Origin of the sequence: Rhodococcus ruber, assembly GCF_016804345.1 — a bacterium.
GTDB classification, from domain to species: domain Bacteria; phylum Actinomycetota; class Actinomycetes; order Mycobacteriales; family Mycobacteriaceae; genus Rhodococcus; species Rhodococcus ruber.
Window position 1 is genome coordinate 4931456 of record NZ_CP044211.1, and the last position, 16553, is coordinate 4948008.

The window sequence follows — 16553 nt, forward strand, 5'->3', positions numbered from 1 at the left end:
CATTGTCCATCGCGGCGCTGCCGGAAGTGCACGATTTCGGTATCGGCGCGCCGGTCGGCAGTTGCCGCGTCCGTCTCACCGATCCTCGGCCGCGCGGCGTTCCGGCAACGCGCGGAGACGATCGAGCAGGCGCGCGAAACCGTCGTCGCCCGACGGTTCCGCCGGCGGGTCGATCGCCAGGCCGTCGCACAGCCCGCCGTACCAGGAGCCGAGGACCTCCGGCAGCTGCGCGTAGGTGCCGCACGGCACGAGGGCGTGCAGGACGTCGTCGCTCATCAGCGGGGCCATCTCCGCCCAGCGCCGGTCCCGGGCGAGCGCACCGAGCCGCTCGCCGAGACCGGCGAGACCGTGCATCTCCAGGGTGCGCCGGTAGGCGGGGGTCGAGTACAGGAACGCGAACTCCGAGCGTGCGGCGTCGGTGGCGGCGGCGACGGCGGCGTCGTCGCGTCCGGTGATCGGTTTGGGGACCACCACGACGCGGGGACCGCCGTCGCCCCGGCCGGCGCGGGCGGCGCCCTCCCGCAGTGCCGGCAGGACCCGCTCGCGCAGGAACAGCGGATGCGAATTCGTGGGGTGGGTGACGAAGCCGTCGGAGCGCTCCCCGGCGAGCACGCACATGCGGCGGTTGACCCCACCGGTCCACAACTGCGGGGCCGCGACATCGAGCGGGCCGGGCCGGAAGTACGGCTGCAACCGGTCGAACGTGTAGTGGGTTCCGCTGTGCGACAACGGATTGTCGGTGGAAAACGCGTCGAAGATCGCCCGCAGGGAGTCGAGGTAGTCACGCAGCTGCGCGGCGGGATCGCTCCACGGCATCGAGAAGCGGCCCACGATGTTGCCGCGGACCTGCGTCGCGATCCCGAGCTGGAAGCGGCCCCCGGAGAAGCGGGCCAGCTCCCAGGCGGAGTAGGCGGTGACCATCGGGCTGCGGGCGAACGCCACGACCATGCTGGTCCGCACCGTCAGCCGCGAGGTGTGCTCGAGCGCCAGGGCGCACACCGCGAACGGATCGCGCACCGTCTCCGACACGTGCACGGTGTCGTATCCGAGGGCCTCGATCCGGCGAACCCGCTCGGCCACCCGGCTCAGCGGCGTGTCCGCCGGCAGTGATGCCACCACTTCCATCTCGGGACCTCCGTGTCGATCAGAAGACGACGATCCCGCGCAGGTTCCGTCCCTCGTGCATGTCGGTGAAGCCCTGCGCGATGTCGTCGAGCTTGTAGGTGGCGGTGACCAGTTCGTCGAGCTTCAGCTTGCCCGAGGTGTACAGCTCGATCATCCACGGGATGTCGGCGGTCGGGGCCGAGGCGCCGAACAGCGAACCCTGCAGCCGCTTCTGGTACAGCACCAGCTCCATCGGGCTGACGGGGATTCCCACGTCGCTCATCGCGCCGAGACCGGTGACCACGCACGTGCCGGCCTTGCGGATCGCGGCGAACGCCTGCGCGATGTGCTCGCCGGTCGTCACGCCCACGGTGACGATCGCGGCGTCGGCGCCCTGACCGTCGGTGCAGGAGCGGGCGATCTCCGTCGCCTCGGCCATGTCGGCGACGGCGTGCGTCGCACCGAACCGCAGCGCGCTCTCCCGCTTGAACGGCACCGGGTCGACGGCGATGATCCGGGCCGCGCCGGCGTGGGCGGCGCCCTGGACGGCGTTGATGCCGATGCCGCCGACGCCCTGCACGATCACGGTCTGCCCCGGATACACCTCGGCGGAGTTGACCGCCGCGCCCCAGCCGGTGCCCACCCCGCAGCCGAGCAGGCACAGCTTGTCCAGCGGCAGGTCCTTGTCGACCTTGATCGCCGAATCGACGCTCACCGTGGTGTATTCGCTGAAGGTGGACAGGCCGCAGGTCTGCGCGACCGGTGCCCCGTCGAGACTGAGCCGGAAACTCGCCGGGTCGTCGGGCCGGCTGCCGGTCATGATCGCCGCACCCCGGTCGCACAGGTTCTGCAGTCCCTTGGCGCACCACCGGCACCGGCCGCACGCGGCGAGGAACGAGAACACGACGTGGTCGCCTTCGCTCCAGCCGGGTGTCTCGGGCCCGACCTGCACGACGACGCCGGCGCCTTCGTGGCCGCCGCAGATCGGGTAGCTGCCGACCGCGTGGTCGCCGGTGGCGATGTGGTCGTCGGAGTGGCACAGGCCCGCCGCCACCATCTGCACCGTCAGTTCGCCTCGCCGCGGCTCGTCCAGTTCGAGGTCGGCGATCTCGTACGTGCCGGGTGCCTGGCGGATGATCGCGCCACGGGTTCTCATCGGGTTCCTTCGGATGGGTGGGACGGTGGCCGGGTTCGGTGCACCGTCAGGGGGTGACCTGGGCGTCCATCGCGGCGCGGTAGCCGTCGCCGTACGGCGGCAGCATCCCCCACTCGCGGCGCGGATCCTGGTCGGGGGCGACGAACACCGTTCGGGCGTGGCTGAATTCGAGGAAGCCCTCGCGGCCGTTGTAATGCCCCGTGCCGGAGGCACCGATCCCGCCGAACGGCGCGTCGAGCATGCCCGGATGCATCATCACGTCGTTGATCGTCACGCCCCCGGAGGTGGTGGATTCGACGACGGTGCGCTGCTCGTCGTCGTCCTTCCCGAAGTAGTACAGGGCCAGCGGTTTCGGCCCGGCGTTGAGCTGCGCGATCACGTCCGCGAGGTCGTCGTAGGTGCGCACGACCATGGCCGGTCCGAAGATCTCCTCCTGCGAGATCGCCGCGTCCGCCGGCGGGTCGACGACCAGCCGCAGGGGGCGGCGCCGGTCGGTCGCGTCGATCGGTTCCGCCGGCACGGTCTCGATGCGTGCCCCCCGCTGTTCGGCGTCGCGGATGTAGCCGTCGATGCGTGCCGCGTGCCGCTCGGTGACGACGGCCGTGGCGTCGGCGTTGCCGGCGGCGGTGGGCAGCAGTTCGAGATACGACGCGCGGACCGCGGCGACAAACGGCTCGAGGCTCTCCGACGGGACGTACACGGTGTCCGGGTTGACGCACAGCTGACCGGCGTTGGTGGCCTTGCCGACCGCGATCCGGTAGGCGGCGGCGGCGAGGTCGGCCGAACGCCCGACGATCGTCGGGGACTTGCCGCCGAGCTCGAGCGTGACGGGCACCAGGCTGCGGGCGGCGTTCTCCAGCACCGAGCGGCCCGCGGCCTGGCCGCCGGTGAACACGATGTGGTCGAACGGCAGTGCCGTCAGGGCCTGCGCCACGTCGGGACCGCCGGTGACGACCGCGACGTCGGCGGGGTCGAGGAACTCGGCGGCCGCCTCGGCCAGCACCTGTGCGGTGCGGGGGACGAGTTCGGACGGCTTGAGCACAGCCCGGTTCCCGGCGGCCAGCACCCCGGCGAGCGGGCTCAGGAGGGTGAACACCGGCGCGTTCCAGGTTCCGATGACCGCCACCGACCCCTTCGGCTGGTACTGCACCGAGGCGGTGGCGCCCAGCTGGTCGTACGGGGCGAAGACCGACCGCTGCTCGGGCTGCATCCACTCCTCGAGGTGGTCACGCGAGTACTTCAGCGCGGTCAGCGAGCCGAGCACGTCGTTGACGGTGGAGTACCCCGGGTGGCGGCCACCGAAGTCGGCGTCGATCGCCTCGACGATCCGCCCGCGGCGGGCGACGAGCATGTCGATCACCCGCTGGATCCGGGCGCGGCGCTGCGCCGCGGAGCTGGTCCGTCGTGCGCGAAACTCCCTCTGCTGGTTCTCGAGCAGCGCGTGCACGTCGGTGCCGATGGTTGCGGTCATGGCGCGGATGCTATGGGCGGTGCCGGCCGGTCCCCGGCGCAGTCCCGTTGAGCGAGACCGCCACCCGCTCAGTCGGTGGCGACGTACGCGCACCCCTCCCCCGTGCCGGGGGCACGTCGGTCCCGCCGGGTCCACAGCACCCCGTCACCCGGGGTCGGCCCCTGCCGGACCAGTTCGCGTTTGAGGATCTTGTTGGTGGCGGTCACCGGCAGGTCGGGGGCGATGCGCACGTGGCGGGGCCAGGCCTTCGGCGACAGATCGGGTTGCGCGGCGAGGAACTCCTCGAACCGGTCGGGGGTCAGCTCGGCGCCGTCCCGCAGGACGAGCGCGGCCATCACCTGATCGCCCACGTGCGCGTCGGGCACGGCGTAGACGGCGACGCGGCTCAGCGCCGGGAGCCGCTGCAGGATCCGCTCGATCGGGGCGGCGGTCAGGTTCTCGCCGTCGACCCGCATCCAGTCGGCGGTGCGGCCGGCGAGATAGATCCAGCCGTCGGCGTCCTTGTAGGCGAGATCGCCGGACCAGAACATGCCGTGCCGGAGTCGCTCGTCGGTGGCCTGCGGGTCGTTGTAGTACCCGGAGAAGAACCCGGCGCCGTGGGTGTTGACGAGTTCGCCGATCGCCTCGTCGGCGTTGAGCAGGGCGCCGGTGTCGTCGAACTCCGCGGCGGGGCATTCGGTGACGGTGGCGGAGTCGTACACGGCGACGCCCTCGAGACCCCGGCCGATCGAGCCGCGCGGGGTGCCCGGTTCGCGGGTGACGATGACGGCGTTCTCGGTGGATCCGAAACCGTCCCACACGGTGCAGTCGAACCGACGCGCGAACTCCTCGATGTCGCGGTCCGTGGCCTCGTTGCCGAACGCCACCCGCAGCGGGTTGTCCCGGTCGTCGGGCCGCTCCGGGGTGGCGAGCACGTAGGCGAGGGGTTTGCCCACGTAGTTCATGTACGTCGCGCCGTAGCGGCGGACGTCGCCGAGGAACCGGGACGCCGAGAACGTGGCCGGGGCCATCGCCGCGCCGCTGCCGACGCCGACGCTCCACCCGGCGAGCACGGCGTTGGAGTGGAACAGCGGCATCGACAGGTAGCACACATCCCGGTCGGTGATGCCGAACCGCCCGATGAGGTTCTGGCCGGCGAACAGCACCATCAGGTGCGCGACGCGGACCGGTTTCGGGTCGCCGCTCGTGCCGGAGGTGAAGATCATCATGAACGTGTCCATCGCCTCGGCCTCGCGGTGCGGGCGCAGCTCGCCGGCGCCGGCGAGCAGATCCGCCCACTCGGGCGTCGACGTGTCGAGGATCCGCACCCCGGGTAGGTCGAGGCCGTCGAGCAGCGGCCGGTGCTGCCGATCGGTGACGACGATCTGGCAGTCGGCGCGCGAGATGTCGCGGGCCAGACCGTCGCCGCGACGGGTGGTGTTGATGCCGCACAGGACGTATCCGCCGAGTCCGGCCGCGGCGAGGGCCTCGAGCATGTCGGGGGTGTTGCCGAGCACGGTTCCCACGTGCATCGGGCGGTTCGGGTCCGCGAGGGTGAGCAGCGCGGCGGCCTGGGCGGACGCACGACCGAGGTGCTCCTGCCACGTCCAGGCGCGGTCGCCGTACACCACGGCGGTGCCGGTCTGGCCGAGTCGCGCGCGCAGTGCCTGCTGGACGGTGTCTGCCACGGTCTCACCTCGTCGTCGTGGGGTCGGTGGTCAGGTGCCGGGACAGGAACGAGATCTGGTGCGCGACAGCAGCGTCGAACCATTCGTGCCCCGGCCAGACGCCGAAGTGGTCGCACGGGTAGTGGCGGACCTCGGCGCGGCCCCGCTCGGCGGCGAGCGCGGCGGCGCGCGGCGGCGCACTGCGGTCGAAGTCGGCGATCTGGACGAGCAGCGGGCAGCGCAGCCCGGCGGCGTCCTTGCCGGGACGGTAGGTGCCGAGTTCGAGTGCGATGCGGGCGTCGATCTCGTTGCGCCACGTCGGTCCGGCCAGGACGGTGTAGTCCTCGAAGTAGCCGTCGAGGGTGAGTGCCGCGGTCTCCCCGGGCCGGCCGACGACCGGGATGGTGACGGGTCCGCGGCCGGTCCGCGTCGAGACCCGGCTGCGAGCGCCGGTGGCCGCGGACCGCATCATCGTCCGTGCGGAGTGGTGCCGGCCGGCCAGCCGTCCCGCGGCCGGTCCGTCGACCAGCGGGGTGACGGCGACGACGGCGGCGACGTCGGAGCGGTGGGCGCCGACGGTGAGCACATGCCCACCGGAGAGCGATACTCCCCAGAGCACCAGTCGATTCCGGTCGACACCGTCGAGCGCCGCGGCCGCGTCGAGGGCTGCCCGGTAGTCGTCGGCCTGGCCGCGCAGGTCGACCCGTTGCCGCGGCGTGCCGCCGGAGGCGCCGAACCCGCGGTAGTCGAAGGCGACGACGTCGAGGCCGGCGTCGGCCAGGCGATCGGCGAACTCGCGGAGTCCGGAATCCTTGGTGCCGCCGAGGCCGTGCGCCATCACGACCGCCGGCCGTCCGTCGTCGCCGGTGAACGCGTCGCCGCGGCCGGGGAAGTGCCAGGCGTCGCAGTCGGCGTCGCCGGAGCGGAAGGTCAGGTTCCGGGGCGTCATCGGCGTGCCCCTTCCGGGACGTTGCCCACCGGGCGTGGGGAGTTCTGGGCCGCAGCACGTTTCAGTCCGTCGGGCAGCTCGTGCACCCGCAGGTCGTGCTCGTAGAGGAAGTAGTCGACCTGCTGGGTGTGCCGGGGCCGGTCGAGCATGTGCCCGGTGTACTTGCGCTGATCGGCGTCGATCACTCGTTCCATCTCGTCGGGCGGCGGCGGCCGGTACCGGCCGATCACGTGGGCCGCGACGAGCCGCGCCTGGCACTCGACGAAGGGGAACAGGGTCGGGGTGGCCTGCGCGAAGCCGACGAACGCGAGGTTGTCGATGCCGGGCGCGAAAATCCGCTTGTAGAGCCGGATGTGGTTGCCGGGTGCGGCGATGAAGTCTTCGTCGAAGAACGGGAAGGTGATGTTGTACCCGGTGGCGTAGACGACGACGTCGAAGTCCGAGGAGGTGCCGTCGGCGAAGTGCACCGTCGCGCCGTCGAGCAACCGGATGTCGGGTTTGGCGACGACGTCGCCGGAGCCGAGACGCAGCGGCAGTTCCACCGACTGGGTGGGGTGCGCTTCGAAGAACTTGTGGTTGGGCGTGGGCAGTCCGTACCGCTCGGGCCGGCCGGCGAGGAGTGGCTGGCCGAGCTGGGCGAGTTTGCGCTGCCACGACAGCGGCAGGTGCGGACTGGTCCGGTAGTACTTGTCGGCGGGCCGCCCGGCGATGTACTTCGGCACGATCCACGCGCTCGAACGGGTGGAGAGGGTGACCTCGTTGCCGAGTGCCTTCGACGACAGCTCCACCGCGATGTCGGCGGCGCTGTTGCCGATCCCGACGACGAGGATGCGCTTGTCGGAGAAGTCGATCGGCGTGCGCGGATCGATGTAGTGGTGGGAGTGCAGCGACGTGCCGGTGAACTCTCCCGGGAAGTCCGGGATCCGCGGGTCCCAGTGGTGCCCGTTCGCCACGACGAGGTAGTCGAAGTACCGGGTGCGCCCGTCCTCGGTGTCGAGTTCCCACCGGCCGTCGTCGCCCCGGCGGGCGTGCACGACGCCGTTGCGGAACTCGATCCGGGACTCGAGGTCGAACGCCGCGGCGTATCCGTCGAGGTACTGCTTGATCTGGGTGTGGTGCGGGAAGTCGGGGAAGGACTCCGGCATCGGGAAGTCCTTGAACGACAGCTGGTGCTTCGACGTGTCGATGTGCAGGGAGCGGTAGGCGCTGCTGTGACCGTTGGGGTTGCCGAACGCCCAGTTGCCGCCGATCCGGTCCGACGACTCGAAGCACGTGTAGGGCACGCCGTAGTCGCCGAGCATCTTTCCTGCGGTCAGACCGCTGATTCCCGCGCCGATGACGGCGGTGGTCGGTGCCGGCATGTCGCAGCTCCTCGTGTGCAGGTTCCGGCCCCCCGGTGAGCCGGTCCGATCGCCGGCGCGAACGCGTCCGGTGACGACGACCCCAATGTAGAACATGTTCACCGCGGGTGTAGACACTTTTCGGAAAGTGTCTACTGCGCGTAGGGTCGGCTCGCGGGCCGGCGGTCCGCGAGCCGAGAGGAACAGCGCGTGCCCACCGAGACGACACCCGGAAGCGTCCGCGAGCGGCTGCTCGCCGCGACCGAAGAAGTCCTGCGCGCCAAGGGAATCCGGGCGACGACGATGGCGGAGGTGGCCGAGGTGGCCGAGGTGTCCCGGGCCTGGCTGTACCGGCACTTCCCGGACAAGGCGAGCCTGGTCGGCAGCGTGATCGTCCGGCTCGACGACGCGTACTGGACCGCAGCCAGGACGGCCCTCGCCGGGTACGGCACCTTCGTCGAGCAACTCGCGGCCGGCGTCCGGATCGGCCGGGCCACCTACGACGATCCGGGGGCGCTGCCGCTCCGGCTGCGCGCCGCCGAGCCCGAGGAGTTCGCGGCGTGCGCCGGCGCGGGGGTCCGCGAGCTCGTTCCCGACCTCGCGGCGTTCTGGCTAGAGTTCGTGGTCGCGGCGATCGAACGCGGGGAGGTCCGCGACGACGCCGAGCCCGTCGAGGCCGCGGAGTGGGTGGCGCGCTCGCTCATCAGCCTCGCGACGGTGCCCGGCAACACCCTCGACCCCGACGACGACGCCGCCGTGCTGCGCTACGTGCGGCGCTACGTGCTCGCCGGCCTGTCGCTCACCGCGCCGCGCTGATCGGCGCCCGTCAGCCCTCGCGTTCGAAGGTGACGAGCAACCCCTCGACCCCGCCCGGGCCGACGCGGCCCTTGATCTCGGCGGACGTGATGGCCTTCAGGCGCCATCCCTGCCGGGCATGCTCGTTGAGCAGATCCTCGAGCTTGTCACCGGACATCTTCCCGCCGAGCATCTTCTCGCGGACCTCGACGACCTTGTACGAGTACATCGCATTCCTCATGTCGTGGCGATCGGGAATCAGCAGGGGCGCCGACCCTTCGCATCCTACTCGCGCCCACCCGGTGCGAGCCGCGCTCGACGACGGAAGTACGAATCCACCCGAGCCAGGCTGTCAGCAGGTTCCCAGCTTCCGTCCACGGATTCCCCAGCATCGCTTCGTAGCGTGAACCTCACCGAACCGAGAGGACACCGCAATGAGTTCACGCCGGGCGCGTCGCGTTCCCACCGACCCCGACCTCCACGAGCACGACCTGGGCCTGGCCCACGACATGAGGACGATGCTGTCGCGCCGGCGGATGCTGGCCGTCTTCGGCGTGGCCGGCACCGCCGCCCTCGCCGCGTGCTCGACGGGTGGGTCGACGTCCACCTCGGAGGCCGCCTCCGCCACCACGGCGTCGAGCACGACCGCGGCGGCCACGGGCGGGTGCGTGGCGGCCGCACCGCAGGAGACCGCCGGACCGTATCCCGGCGACGGATCGAACGGGCCCAACGTCCTGATCGAGTCGGGAATCGTGCGGCGCGACCTCACCACCAGCTTCGGCAGTTACACCGGCACCGCCGAGGGCGTGCCGACGACCGTCACGCTGCACCTGCAGGATCTGGCGGCCGACTGCGCCGCCGGTGCGGGCATGGCGGTCTACCTGTGGCACTGCGACCGCGACGGCAACTACTCGCTCTACAGCGAGGGTGTCACCGAGCAGAACTACCTGCGCGGCGTGCAGGTGGCCGGGGCCGACGGCACCGTCTCGTTCACCTCGATCTTCCCGGCCTGCTATTCGGGACGCTGGCCGCACATCCACTTCGAGGTCTACGACTCCCTCGAGGTCGCCGTCGCCGGTGACAACGCCCGGCTGACGTCGCAGATCGCCCTCCCCCAGGACGTGTGCGAGACGGTGTACGCGCAGGCCGAAGGTTATTCGCAGAGCACCCGCAACCTCGCGCAGGTCGGTCTCGACTCCGACAACGTCTTCGGGGACGGCTGGGACGCCGAACTCGCCGCCGTCAGCGGCAGCATCGACACCGGCTACGCCGTCGACATCACGATCGGTGTCGCCGAGAAATCGGCGAACGTCCAGTCCGACATGCCGCCGCAGGGCGGGATGGGTGGTGGCCCGGCAGGGGGCCGCCCGGCAGGTCCGCCGGCCGGGCAGTGACGGGACCGCCCGCGCCGATTCGGCGTGCCCTTACGCTTCGTCCGCTCCATTTCGGCCCTGCCCTGTGGGGGTGCGACGGCGGCAGACTCGCCCCATCGCCGCCGCCCCGGAAAGGACCCCCCGTGAGCGCCCCCTCCCTGTCCCAGCACACGACGACCCTGCGTTTCCTCGATCCTGCCGACGGCACTCCGCTCGGCTGTGTCGCGACCTGGCCGGACCACCGGTTCACCCTCACCGACGTCGTCGACGTCCTGCGGCGCTTCGGCCTCCACGTCAGCGATCACCGGCCGCTGGACGAGCCGGGGACGCACCACTTCACGATCGCACCGGCCGCAACCGTCGCTCCGGATCCCGGGGTGCTCGAGCTGATCGCGGACGCGTTCGTCGCGGGCACCGAGGGCCGCACCGAGATCGACGACTTCTCTATTCTCGTTCTGCAGGAGGGAATCTCGTGGAGGTGGGTCGATCTCGTGCGGGCGGCCGTCCGGTTCCTGGCCCAGGCCGGGATCGGCCTGTCGCCGGCGTACATGCTCGGCTGCCTGACCGCCACCCCCGGCTTCGCGGCGGACCTCGCCGCGCTGTTCGACGCCCGGTTCCGGCCCGGGCTGCCCGACCGGGACGGCGCCGTGGCCGCCGCGGGCGCGGCGGTGGCCGGCCACATCGATCGCGCCGCGACGTTCGATCTGGACCGGACCCTGCGGGGGCTGCGCTCGTTCGTCGACGCGACGCTGCGCACCAACTGGTTCCAGCGTGGGGGCAGCAGATCGTACGCGTCGTTCAAGCTCGATCCGTCCGCGCTGAGCGTCGGCGCAGCGATCGTGCCGGTGCGGGAGATCTACGTCCACTCCCGTGACGTCGAGGGCGTGCATGTGCGGGCCGAGCTCGTCGCGCGCGGCGGACTGCGATTCTCCGAACGCCCGGAGGACTACCGCACCGAGGTCCTCGGGCTGATGGCGACCCAGGCCGTCAAGAACGCGCCCATCGTCCCCGGCGGCGCGAAGGGCGCGTTCGTGATCCGGCCCGGCTCCGGCGCGGACCTCACCACCGCCTACACCACGTTCGTGCGCGGCCTGCTCGACGTCGTCGACAACATCGTCGACGGCTCGCCCGTCACCCCGCCCGACACCGTCGCCTACGACGGCGCGGACGCCTACCTGGTGGTCGCCGCCGACAAGGGCACCGCCCGCATGTCCGACACCGCCAATGCCGTTGCCGCCGAATACGGTTACTGGCTCGGCGACGCCTTCGCCTCGGGCGGGTCGGCCGGCTACGACCACAAGGCGATGGGCATCACCGCCCGCGGCGCGTGGGTGGCCGTGCGGCACCGCTTCGCCGAGCTCGGCCACGACGTCGACACGCAGACCTTCACCGTCGCGGGCATCGGCGACATGTCGGGTGACGTCTTCGGCAACGGCATGCTGCTCAGCGACCGCATCCGCCTCGTCGCCGCGTTCGACCACCGGCACATCTTCCTCGACCCCGACCCGGACCCCGCCGCCGCCCACCGCGAGCGTGCGCGGCTGTTCGCGCTGCCGCGCTCGTCCTGGGCCGACTACGACCCCGCGGTGATCTCCGCGGGCGGCGGCGTGTGGCCGCGCACCGCCAAGTCCGTGCCGCTGTCCGCCCCTGCCCGCGCGGCCCTCGGGATCGACGCCGAGACGCTGACACCCGACGAGCTGATCAAGGCCGTCCTGCGCGCGCCTGTGGACCTGCTGTGGAACGGCGGTGTCGGCACGTACGTGAAGGCCTCCGGCGCAACACACGGCGACGCCGCCGATCCCGCCAACGACCGGGTCCGGGTCGACGCCCGCGAGGTACGGGCCCGCGTCGTCGGGGAGGGCGGCAACCTGGGCTTCACCCGCGCCGCCCGCATCGAGTACGCGCGCTGCGGCGGCCGCTGCGACGGCGATTTCGTCGACAACGCCGCCGGCGTCGCCACCTCGGACCGGGAGGTCAACATCAAGATCGCGGTCGACCGCGCGGTGGCGGCCGGGACGCTGGCGCCCGGGCGGCGGGAGACCCTGCTCGCCGCGGTGACCGACGACGTGGCCGCGGCGGTGCTCACGGCCTCCCGCGATCAGGTGCTCGCCCTGGGAGCCGGCGAGCACGACGCCCCGGCGCTGCTCACCCAGCACGAACGCCTGATCGAGGACCTGGCGCGGGCCGGCCGGATCCCCCGCAGCGACGACAGCCTGCCCACCACGGACGAGATCCGGGAGCGGCGGCGAGCGGGCACGGGCCTGCTGCGCCCGGAGCTGGCGGTGCTCCTGGCGCAGTCGAAGAACGTCGTCGCGAGCGAGCTGGCCGCGTCGTCGCTGCCGGACTCCCCGGCCTGCGCCCCGTGGGCCGAGAGCTACTTCCCCGCCGAGATCCGGGCCCGCGCCGCGAGCGGCGTGGCCGAGCATCCCCTGCGCCGGGAGATCGTCGTCGCGTCGCTCGCGGACGAACTCGTCAACCGGCTCGGCCCCGGCGCCCTGTACCGGTTCGAGGAACGGTTCGGCGCCGCCACCGAGGACTCGGCGCTCGCCTACGTGGTGGTCAGCCGGGTGCTGCACACCGAGGACATCCGGGCCCGGATCCTCGCGGCGGGCGCCGACGCGCGCACCACGGTGGCGGAACTGAGCGCGCTCGCGCGCGTCGTCGAGGCCGAGATGGCGTGGTTGCTGCGCCACACCGCCCGCCGGACGCTCCGCGACGTGCTCGCGGGTGCGTGCACCGACGCGGACACACCGGAGGCTCTCGTCGCGGTCTTCGCCGCGCCCGTCGCCGCCGCCCTGGGCGACCGGCCCTCGGCCGAGGACTGCCGCGGCGCCTTCGCGAACGCCGCGGTGGCGCTGCGCCTGGGCATCGACCCCGCCCGTGTCGCCGCGGCCCGCGACGAACTGGCCGACCTCCTCCACATTCGCCGGCTCCTGGACGGTTTCGTGACCCGGGTGCGCGGCCCGTACTGGGAGGCCATGGGTGCGGCGGCTCTGCGCGACGAGATCGCCGACCGGCTCGACGCGCTCGTCGTCACCGCGCTCGACGGCCGTGCCGCGGACCTGCCCGATCGCGCGCACCGGCTCGTGCGGCTCCTCGACCGGCTCCGCGGTGAGGACGCGGTGGACACCGCCCGGCTGGCCGTGATCGCCGGGGAGCTGCGCCTGCTCGACCGCTGAGCGGGTGTCTCTTATGGATCGGCTCTTGCGTGCGGCATGACGCATGTCGTGGATGATGCGTTGCGTTCCCGGGACCCGGCCCCGGCACCGGGATGTGCCGCGCGGTCGGTGTCCCGGGGCCCGATACGCCACCGCAAGCCGCGCCGCGGTTCGTCGCATCGCCTCGCCTCATCCCCTACGGACAGAATCCGCGACCCCACTCAGGTGGGGCAGGGAGGAGAGGGCCATTCGGAGCGTACAGCGGGTCGAGAACACCCGCGCGGCGGGCAGGCCGTACACGCAGGAGGATGAAACTCCTTCTGCCACAGCCTCTCCTGGATGGTCCCCACTACGAGCAGGTGGGGCAGTGGGCGACCAGGTCGGCGCGCATGCCCAGACTCACCGCAGCATCGACCACGCGCGGCCACATCCGCGGCTCCGCCAGCGCGAAGTCCTGTACCGCGCCGCGCGAGTCGGCCGGTACCTCGAGCCGGTCCTCGGTGTTCCACAACGCCAACGCAGGACCGTTGGAATGCGCGGCGTCATAGTAGACACCGTGGATACGCCGTCGAGCCACGGGCTGATCCTCGTAGATCGCCCGCGCCCACTGCTGGGTGCGCGGGCGCGGATAGTCGCCGGTGGCCAGCGACGGCAGCGCACCGATGCGCATCGCCGCGCCCTGCCCGCGCAGGTCGAGCACGGTGACCGGGGCGGTCGGTCGCAGCAGCGCCACCCGGTAGCGCGGGCACACCGCCGCCGCAGGGAAATCCCCGAAGACCTCGCCGAGCGCCGTGGCCAAGTTGCCGGCGACGTACAGCACCGACCGCCCGTCCGGACACGTCCGCGGCGCACCGTCGGGGGCCGGCAGATGCGGGTCCAGTCGGTGCAACGGCCCGAAGTGCCGGTGGGTGGTTCCGTTCGGGGTGTGCGGGGACGGGTGGTAGATGCGGCACCAGCGCCACGGGTGGCCGGGGCTCGGTTCGCGCCACCGCCAGACCCATGCTCGTCCGCCATGCAGCGGTCGCGTCGGTGCGGGAAGTGGGGCTACCACGCGGCTGCGGTGCCGGCTTCGGCCGCCCGCACGACGTCGTCGATGCGCCCGGCGGCGAGCGCTTCGGCCGGGGTCGCGCCGTCGAGGTCGGGGTTCACGTTCAGGGCCCATTCGGTCAAAGACACCGCACCCCCGGGAAACACCCGACTCACCCGGGCCAGGCCGGGCACGAAGCCCTGCTCGGTGTCGGCGTCGAACTGCCACGACGGCAGTCGCCACTCCCGGCCCTTCTTCACCCCGATCAAATCCCCCGCCTTGAGACGATCGAGGACCGCCTGCTCGGACACCTCGAGCAGCTCCGCGGCCTCCGGTCGGGTCAGGGACTCCGCCACCACCGCGCGACGGGCCCGATACTGCCGGCGCAGGTTCTCCAATGCGGCGTGTCTACGCTCGGCCGGGGACGGACCCCGCCCCCACAACCCTGCGTCCAGCCCCTCACCCTCGTCCCCGACCACGCCGAGCACGAAACTCTCCCGCTCCGCCTCCGGCACACTGCCGAGCACGTCCTTCAACACCGCGGAAAAGCCCGCTGCACCCGGCGCCGAAGTCGTGGTACCTGCAGCGCCGGACGCGGGCGGCGTCGTCCGCGGGGTCGACGTGCGGGACTTCGTCCCGGCCGCCCGACCCCTGTCCTTCGTGCGCGCGGTCGAGGCCGACCCGATGTTCGTACGACCGGTCCGCTTCGTGCTCATATCCCCAGGCTACGCCTCTGAACAAGATAAACAAGAAAAGAAAGCGAAGGAGGGGACTGCCTCGGCTCGACGATGTGGATGCGCATCGACTTCCCTGGAGTTTCCCTGGGGTCGGATTCGGGATCGGCGGACCACCCGAACTTGTCGAGGCACCATGACACTCCTCGCCGCGCTGCGCCGGCACTTTCAGGTACACGCACGAACTGCCCGGTCACGGCTCTTCCTTTCACGATGAGGCCGGTGATCTAAGGCGCCGGTTCCCCGATCAGCAAGGCGAGCAGCAGCTCTGCCCGGACGCGGGCATCACCGAGGTCCACGCCGAGCACCTGCTCCGCCTTGGCGATCCGGCTGCGCAGGGTGTGCCGGTGCACCTCCAGGGCCGCGGCCGCCGCCTCCCATTGCCCGTTCGCCTCGAGGAAGGCCCGCAGCGACGCGACGAGCCTGGTCCCGCGACCGCGGTCGTAGTCGGCGAGAGCGGACACCGTCGACGCGGCCACGGATTCGAGCACGGCCCGCACCGCCGGGGACGCGAGCAGGGCGGTGCCGTGGGTGGCGTCGAACTCGACGAGGCGGTGCGCCGCGTTCGCGGCGGCGACGGCGTGCTCGGCCTGTTCGACGGCGCGGCGGGTGTCGGTGAGCCGGTGCGCGGCGCTGAGGCCGCCGCGGAGGGTGCGGGCCTGCGGCGGGGACAGGTCCGCCAGCAGCGCCGCCACGTCGGACAGCGTGTCCTCGCCGCGCAGCAGCACGGTGAGCGCCTCGTCGTCGCTGCGCGCGTACAGCGGCCGCTGCCGGGCACCGAGACCGGCGTCGAGCACGCGCCGCACGTCGGCCGGGATCGGGGTGTGCAGCTGCAGGATCCGGATTCGGTTGCGGGTGCCGACCGCGTCGGCGAGATACTCCGAGGCGTCGCCGGAGTCGAGGGCACCGGCGACGAGGAGACCGAACACCTTTGCGCCCAGCGCGTTCCGTTCCGCCCGCAGCCGCCGCGGCTTGTCCAGCTCGAGGGTGACGAGGGAGACGGCGTGGCCGATCAGGACGAGTTCGACGTTCTCGAGCGGCCGGTCGGCCTGCACGGCCAGGTATCCGCTGACGACGCCGGCGTGCGTGACCGGCTGCACCGTCAGCGTCCGGCCGGGCCGGCTCGTGGTGACCGAGCCGGCGCCGTCCCGGCGCAACTCCGGGATCTGCTCCGCCAGCTCCGCCGCGGCCTCGGGGTGGGCGGCCACCTCCCCGGTGCGCTCGTCCAGGTAGGCGACGGCGGTGTGAGTGGCGACGGCCAGTTCGCGCACGACGGCCGGCACACCGCCACGCAGCACGGCACGGGTGATGCGCACCTGGGTGTCGGCGGCGCGCCGCACGAGCTCGTACTGCTGCTCGGCGAGCCGGGCGGTGACGGCACGGCTCACGGCGGCGAACGGCGTCGTGTACGGCACCTCGAGCAGAGCCAGCCCCACCGCGTCGGCCGCCTCGAGGACCGACTGCGGAATCCGCTCGTGCGACAGCCCGGTGCCGAAGCCGAGGGCGGCGACGCCCGCCTCCGCGAGGCGGCGCACGTAGTCGCCGCCCGCCGCCGGCTCCAATCCCAGGCCGATGGTGAGGACGAGTTCCCCGCCGGAGAGCCACGGCCGCGGGTCCAGCAGTTCGGTGGGCTGGACGAAGCCGATCTTCCGGTCCATCCCGGCTCGGCCACCGCGCAGGGTCAATCCCAGTCCCGGTTGCCGCAGTAGCCAGGCGATGCCGACGCTCATGGGGCCATCGTAGGACGCCTCGACGAAATGGCGCGGTGCGATTCGCCGAGTTGTACGGATCGGCCCTGTC

The 16553-nt window shown here is 72.1% G+C and carries 13 protein-coding genes; 3 read left to right on the top strand and 10 right to left on the bottom strand.

Annotation, left to right across the window (positions count from 1 at the left end):
• Positions 1–75: 75 nt before the first annotated feature.
• From F1734_RS22535 to F1734_RS22560, 6 genes are read right to left on the bottom strand one after another with little or no spacing between them, the layout of a single operon-like run.
• Positions 76–1125, bottom strand: coding sequence for a TIGR03617 family F420-dependent LLM class oxidoreductase (locus F1734_RS22535; RefSeq protein ID WP_203011097.1), 1050 nt, complete (start codon positions 1123–1125; stop codon positions 76–78).
• Positions 1126–1144: 19 nt separating this feature from the next.
• On the bottom strand, positions 1145–2260 hold the full coding sequence (locus F1734_RS22540; RefSeq protein WP_048773273.1) for an NDMA-dependent alcohol dehydrogenase: 1116 nt from the start codon (positions 2258–2260) through the stop codon (positions 1145–1147).
• Positions 2261–2306: 46 nt separating this feature from the next.
• Positions 2307–3773, bottom strand: coding sequence for an aldehyde dehydrogenase family protein (locus F1734_RS22545; RefSeq protein WP_420803916.1), 1467 nt, complete (start codon positions 3771–3773; stop codon positions 2307–2309).
• A gap of 26 nt (positions 3774–3799) precedes the next feature.
• Entirely contained in the window at positions 3800–5398 is a 1599-nt protein-coding gene (gene fadD1 / locus F1734_RS22550) for a fatty-acid--CoA ligase FadD1 (protein ID WP_124258862.1), read from the bottom strand.
• A gap of 4 nt (positions 5399–5402) precedes the next feature.
• Positions 5403–6326, bottom strand: a complete 924-nt coding sequence (locus F1734_RS22555; RefSeq protein ID WP_064065702.1) for an alpha/beta hydrolase — start codon at positions 6324–6326, stop codon at positions 5403–5405.
• Positions 6323–7687 carry a flavin-containing monooxygenase gene (locus F1734_RS22560; RefSeq protein ID WP_017679903.1) on the bottom strand — a complete coding sequence of 455 codons (1365 nt, stop codon included), beginning with the start codon at positions 7685–7687 and terminating at the stop codon, positions 6323–6325. Before F1734_RS22560 ends, F1734_RS22555 begins: the two co-directional genes overlap by 4 nt.
• 189 nt (positions 7688–7876) lie before the next feature.
• Here F1734_RS22560 and F1734_RS22565 point away from each other — a divergent pair, with 189 nt between their 5' ends.
• Positions 7877–8482 carry a TetR/AcrR family transcriptional regulator gene (locus F1734_RS22565; RefSeq protein ID WP_203011098.1) on the top strand — a complete coding sequence of 202 codons (606 nt, stop codon included), beginning with the start codon at positions 7877–7879 and terminating at the stop codon, positions 8480–8482.
• A gap of 10 nt (positions 8483–8492) precedes the next feature.
• Here the strand turns inward: F1734_RS22565 and F1734_RS22570 are convergent, their stop codons facing one another.
• Positions 8493–8690, bottom strand: coding sequence for a DUF4177 domain-containing protein (locus F1734_RS22570; RefSeq protein WP_006935226.1), 198 nt, complete (start codon positions 8688–8690; stop codon positions 8493–8495).
• A gap of 205 nt (positions 8691–8895) precedes the next feature.
• Here F1734_RS22570 and F1734_RS22575 point away from each other — a divergent pair, with 205 nt between their 5' ends.
• Complete coding sequence (locus tag F1734_RS22575) at positions 8896–9855, top strand: intradiol ring-cleavage dioxygenase (protein ID WP_203011099.1); 960 nt, start codon at positions 8896–8898, stop codon at positions 9853–9855.
• Positions 9856–9977: 122 nt separating this feature from the next.
• Positions 9978–13013, top strand: a complete 3036-nt coding sequence (locus F1734_RS22580; protein WP_203011100.1) for an NAD-glutamate dehydrogenase domain-containing protein — start codon at positions 9978–9980, stop codon at positions 13011–13013.
• Between the two features lie 328 nt (positions 13014–13341).
• Here F1734_RS22580 and F1734_RS22585 read toward each other — a convergent pair whose 3' ends face one another.
• The 3 genes from F1734_RS22585 to F1734_RS22595 form a co-directional block, all read right to left on the bottom strand.
• On the bottom strand, positions 13342–14043 hold the full coding sequence (locus tag F1734_RS22585) for an RES family NAD+ phosphorylase (RefSeq protein WP_203011101.1): 702 nt from the start codon (positions 14041–14043) through the stop codon (positions 13342–13344).
• Entirely contained in the window at positions 14037–14558 is a 522-nt protein-coding gene (locus F1734_RS22590) for a helix-turn-helix domain-containing protein (protein WP_017679898.1), read from the bottom strand. The genes F1734_RS22585 and F1734_RS22590 overlap by 7 nt, the downstream gene beginning before the upstream one ends.
• 422 nt (positions 14559–14980) lie before the next feature.
• Positions 14981–16483, bottom strand: coding sequence for a PucR family transcriptional regulator (locus F1734_RS22595; protein ID WP_203011102.1), 1503 nt, complete (start codon positions 16481–16483; stop codon positions 14981–14983).
• Positions 16484–16553 lie beyond the last annotated feature (70 nt).

Bases quoted from the DNA above. Each gene is read 5' to 3' on its own strand.
- F1734_RS22535 (WP_203011097.1), bottom strand. From the start codon at position 1,125: ATGGAAGTGGTGGCATCACTGCCGGCGGACACGCCGCTGAGCCGGGTG.
- F1734_RS22540 (WP_048773273.1), bottom strand. From the start codon at position 2,260: ATGAGAACCCGTGGCGCGATCATCCGCCAGGCACCCGGCACGTACGAG.
- F1734_RS22555 (WP_064065702.1), bottom strand. From the start codon at position 6,326: ATGACGCCCCGGAACCTGACCTTCCGCTCCGGCGACGCCGACTGCGAC.
- F1734_RS22560 (WP_017679903.1), bottom strand. From the start codon at position 7,687: ATGCCGGCACCGACCACCGCCGTCATCGGCGCGGGAATCAGCGGTCTG.
- F1734_RS22570 (WP_006935226.1), bottom strand. From the start codon at position 8,690: ATGTACTCGTACAAGGTCGTCGAGGTCCGCGAGAAGATGCTCGGCGGG.
- F1734_RS22575 (WP_203011099.1), top strand. From the start codon at position 8,896: ATGAGTTCACGCCGGGCGCGTCGCGTTCCCACCGACCCCGACCTCCAC.
- F1734_RS22595 (WP_203011102.1), bottom strand. From the start codon at position 16,483: ATGAGCGTCGGCATCGCCTGGCTACTGCGGCAACCGGGACTGGGATTG.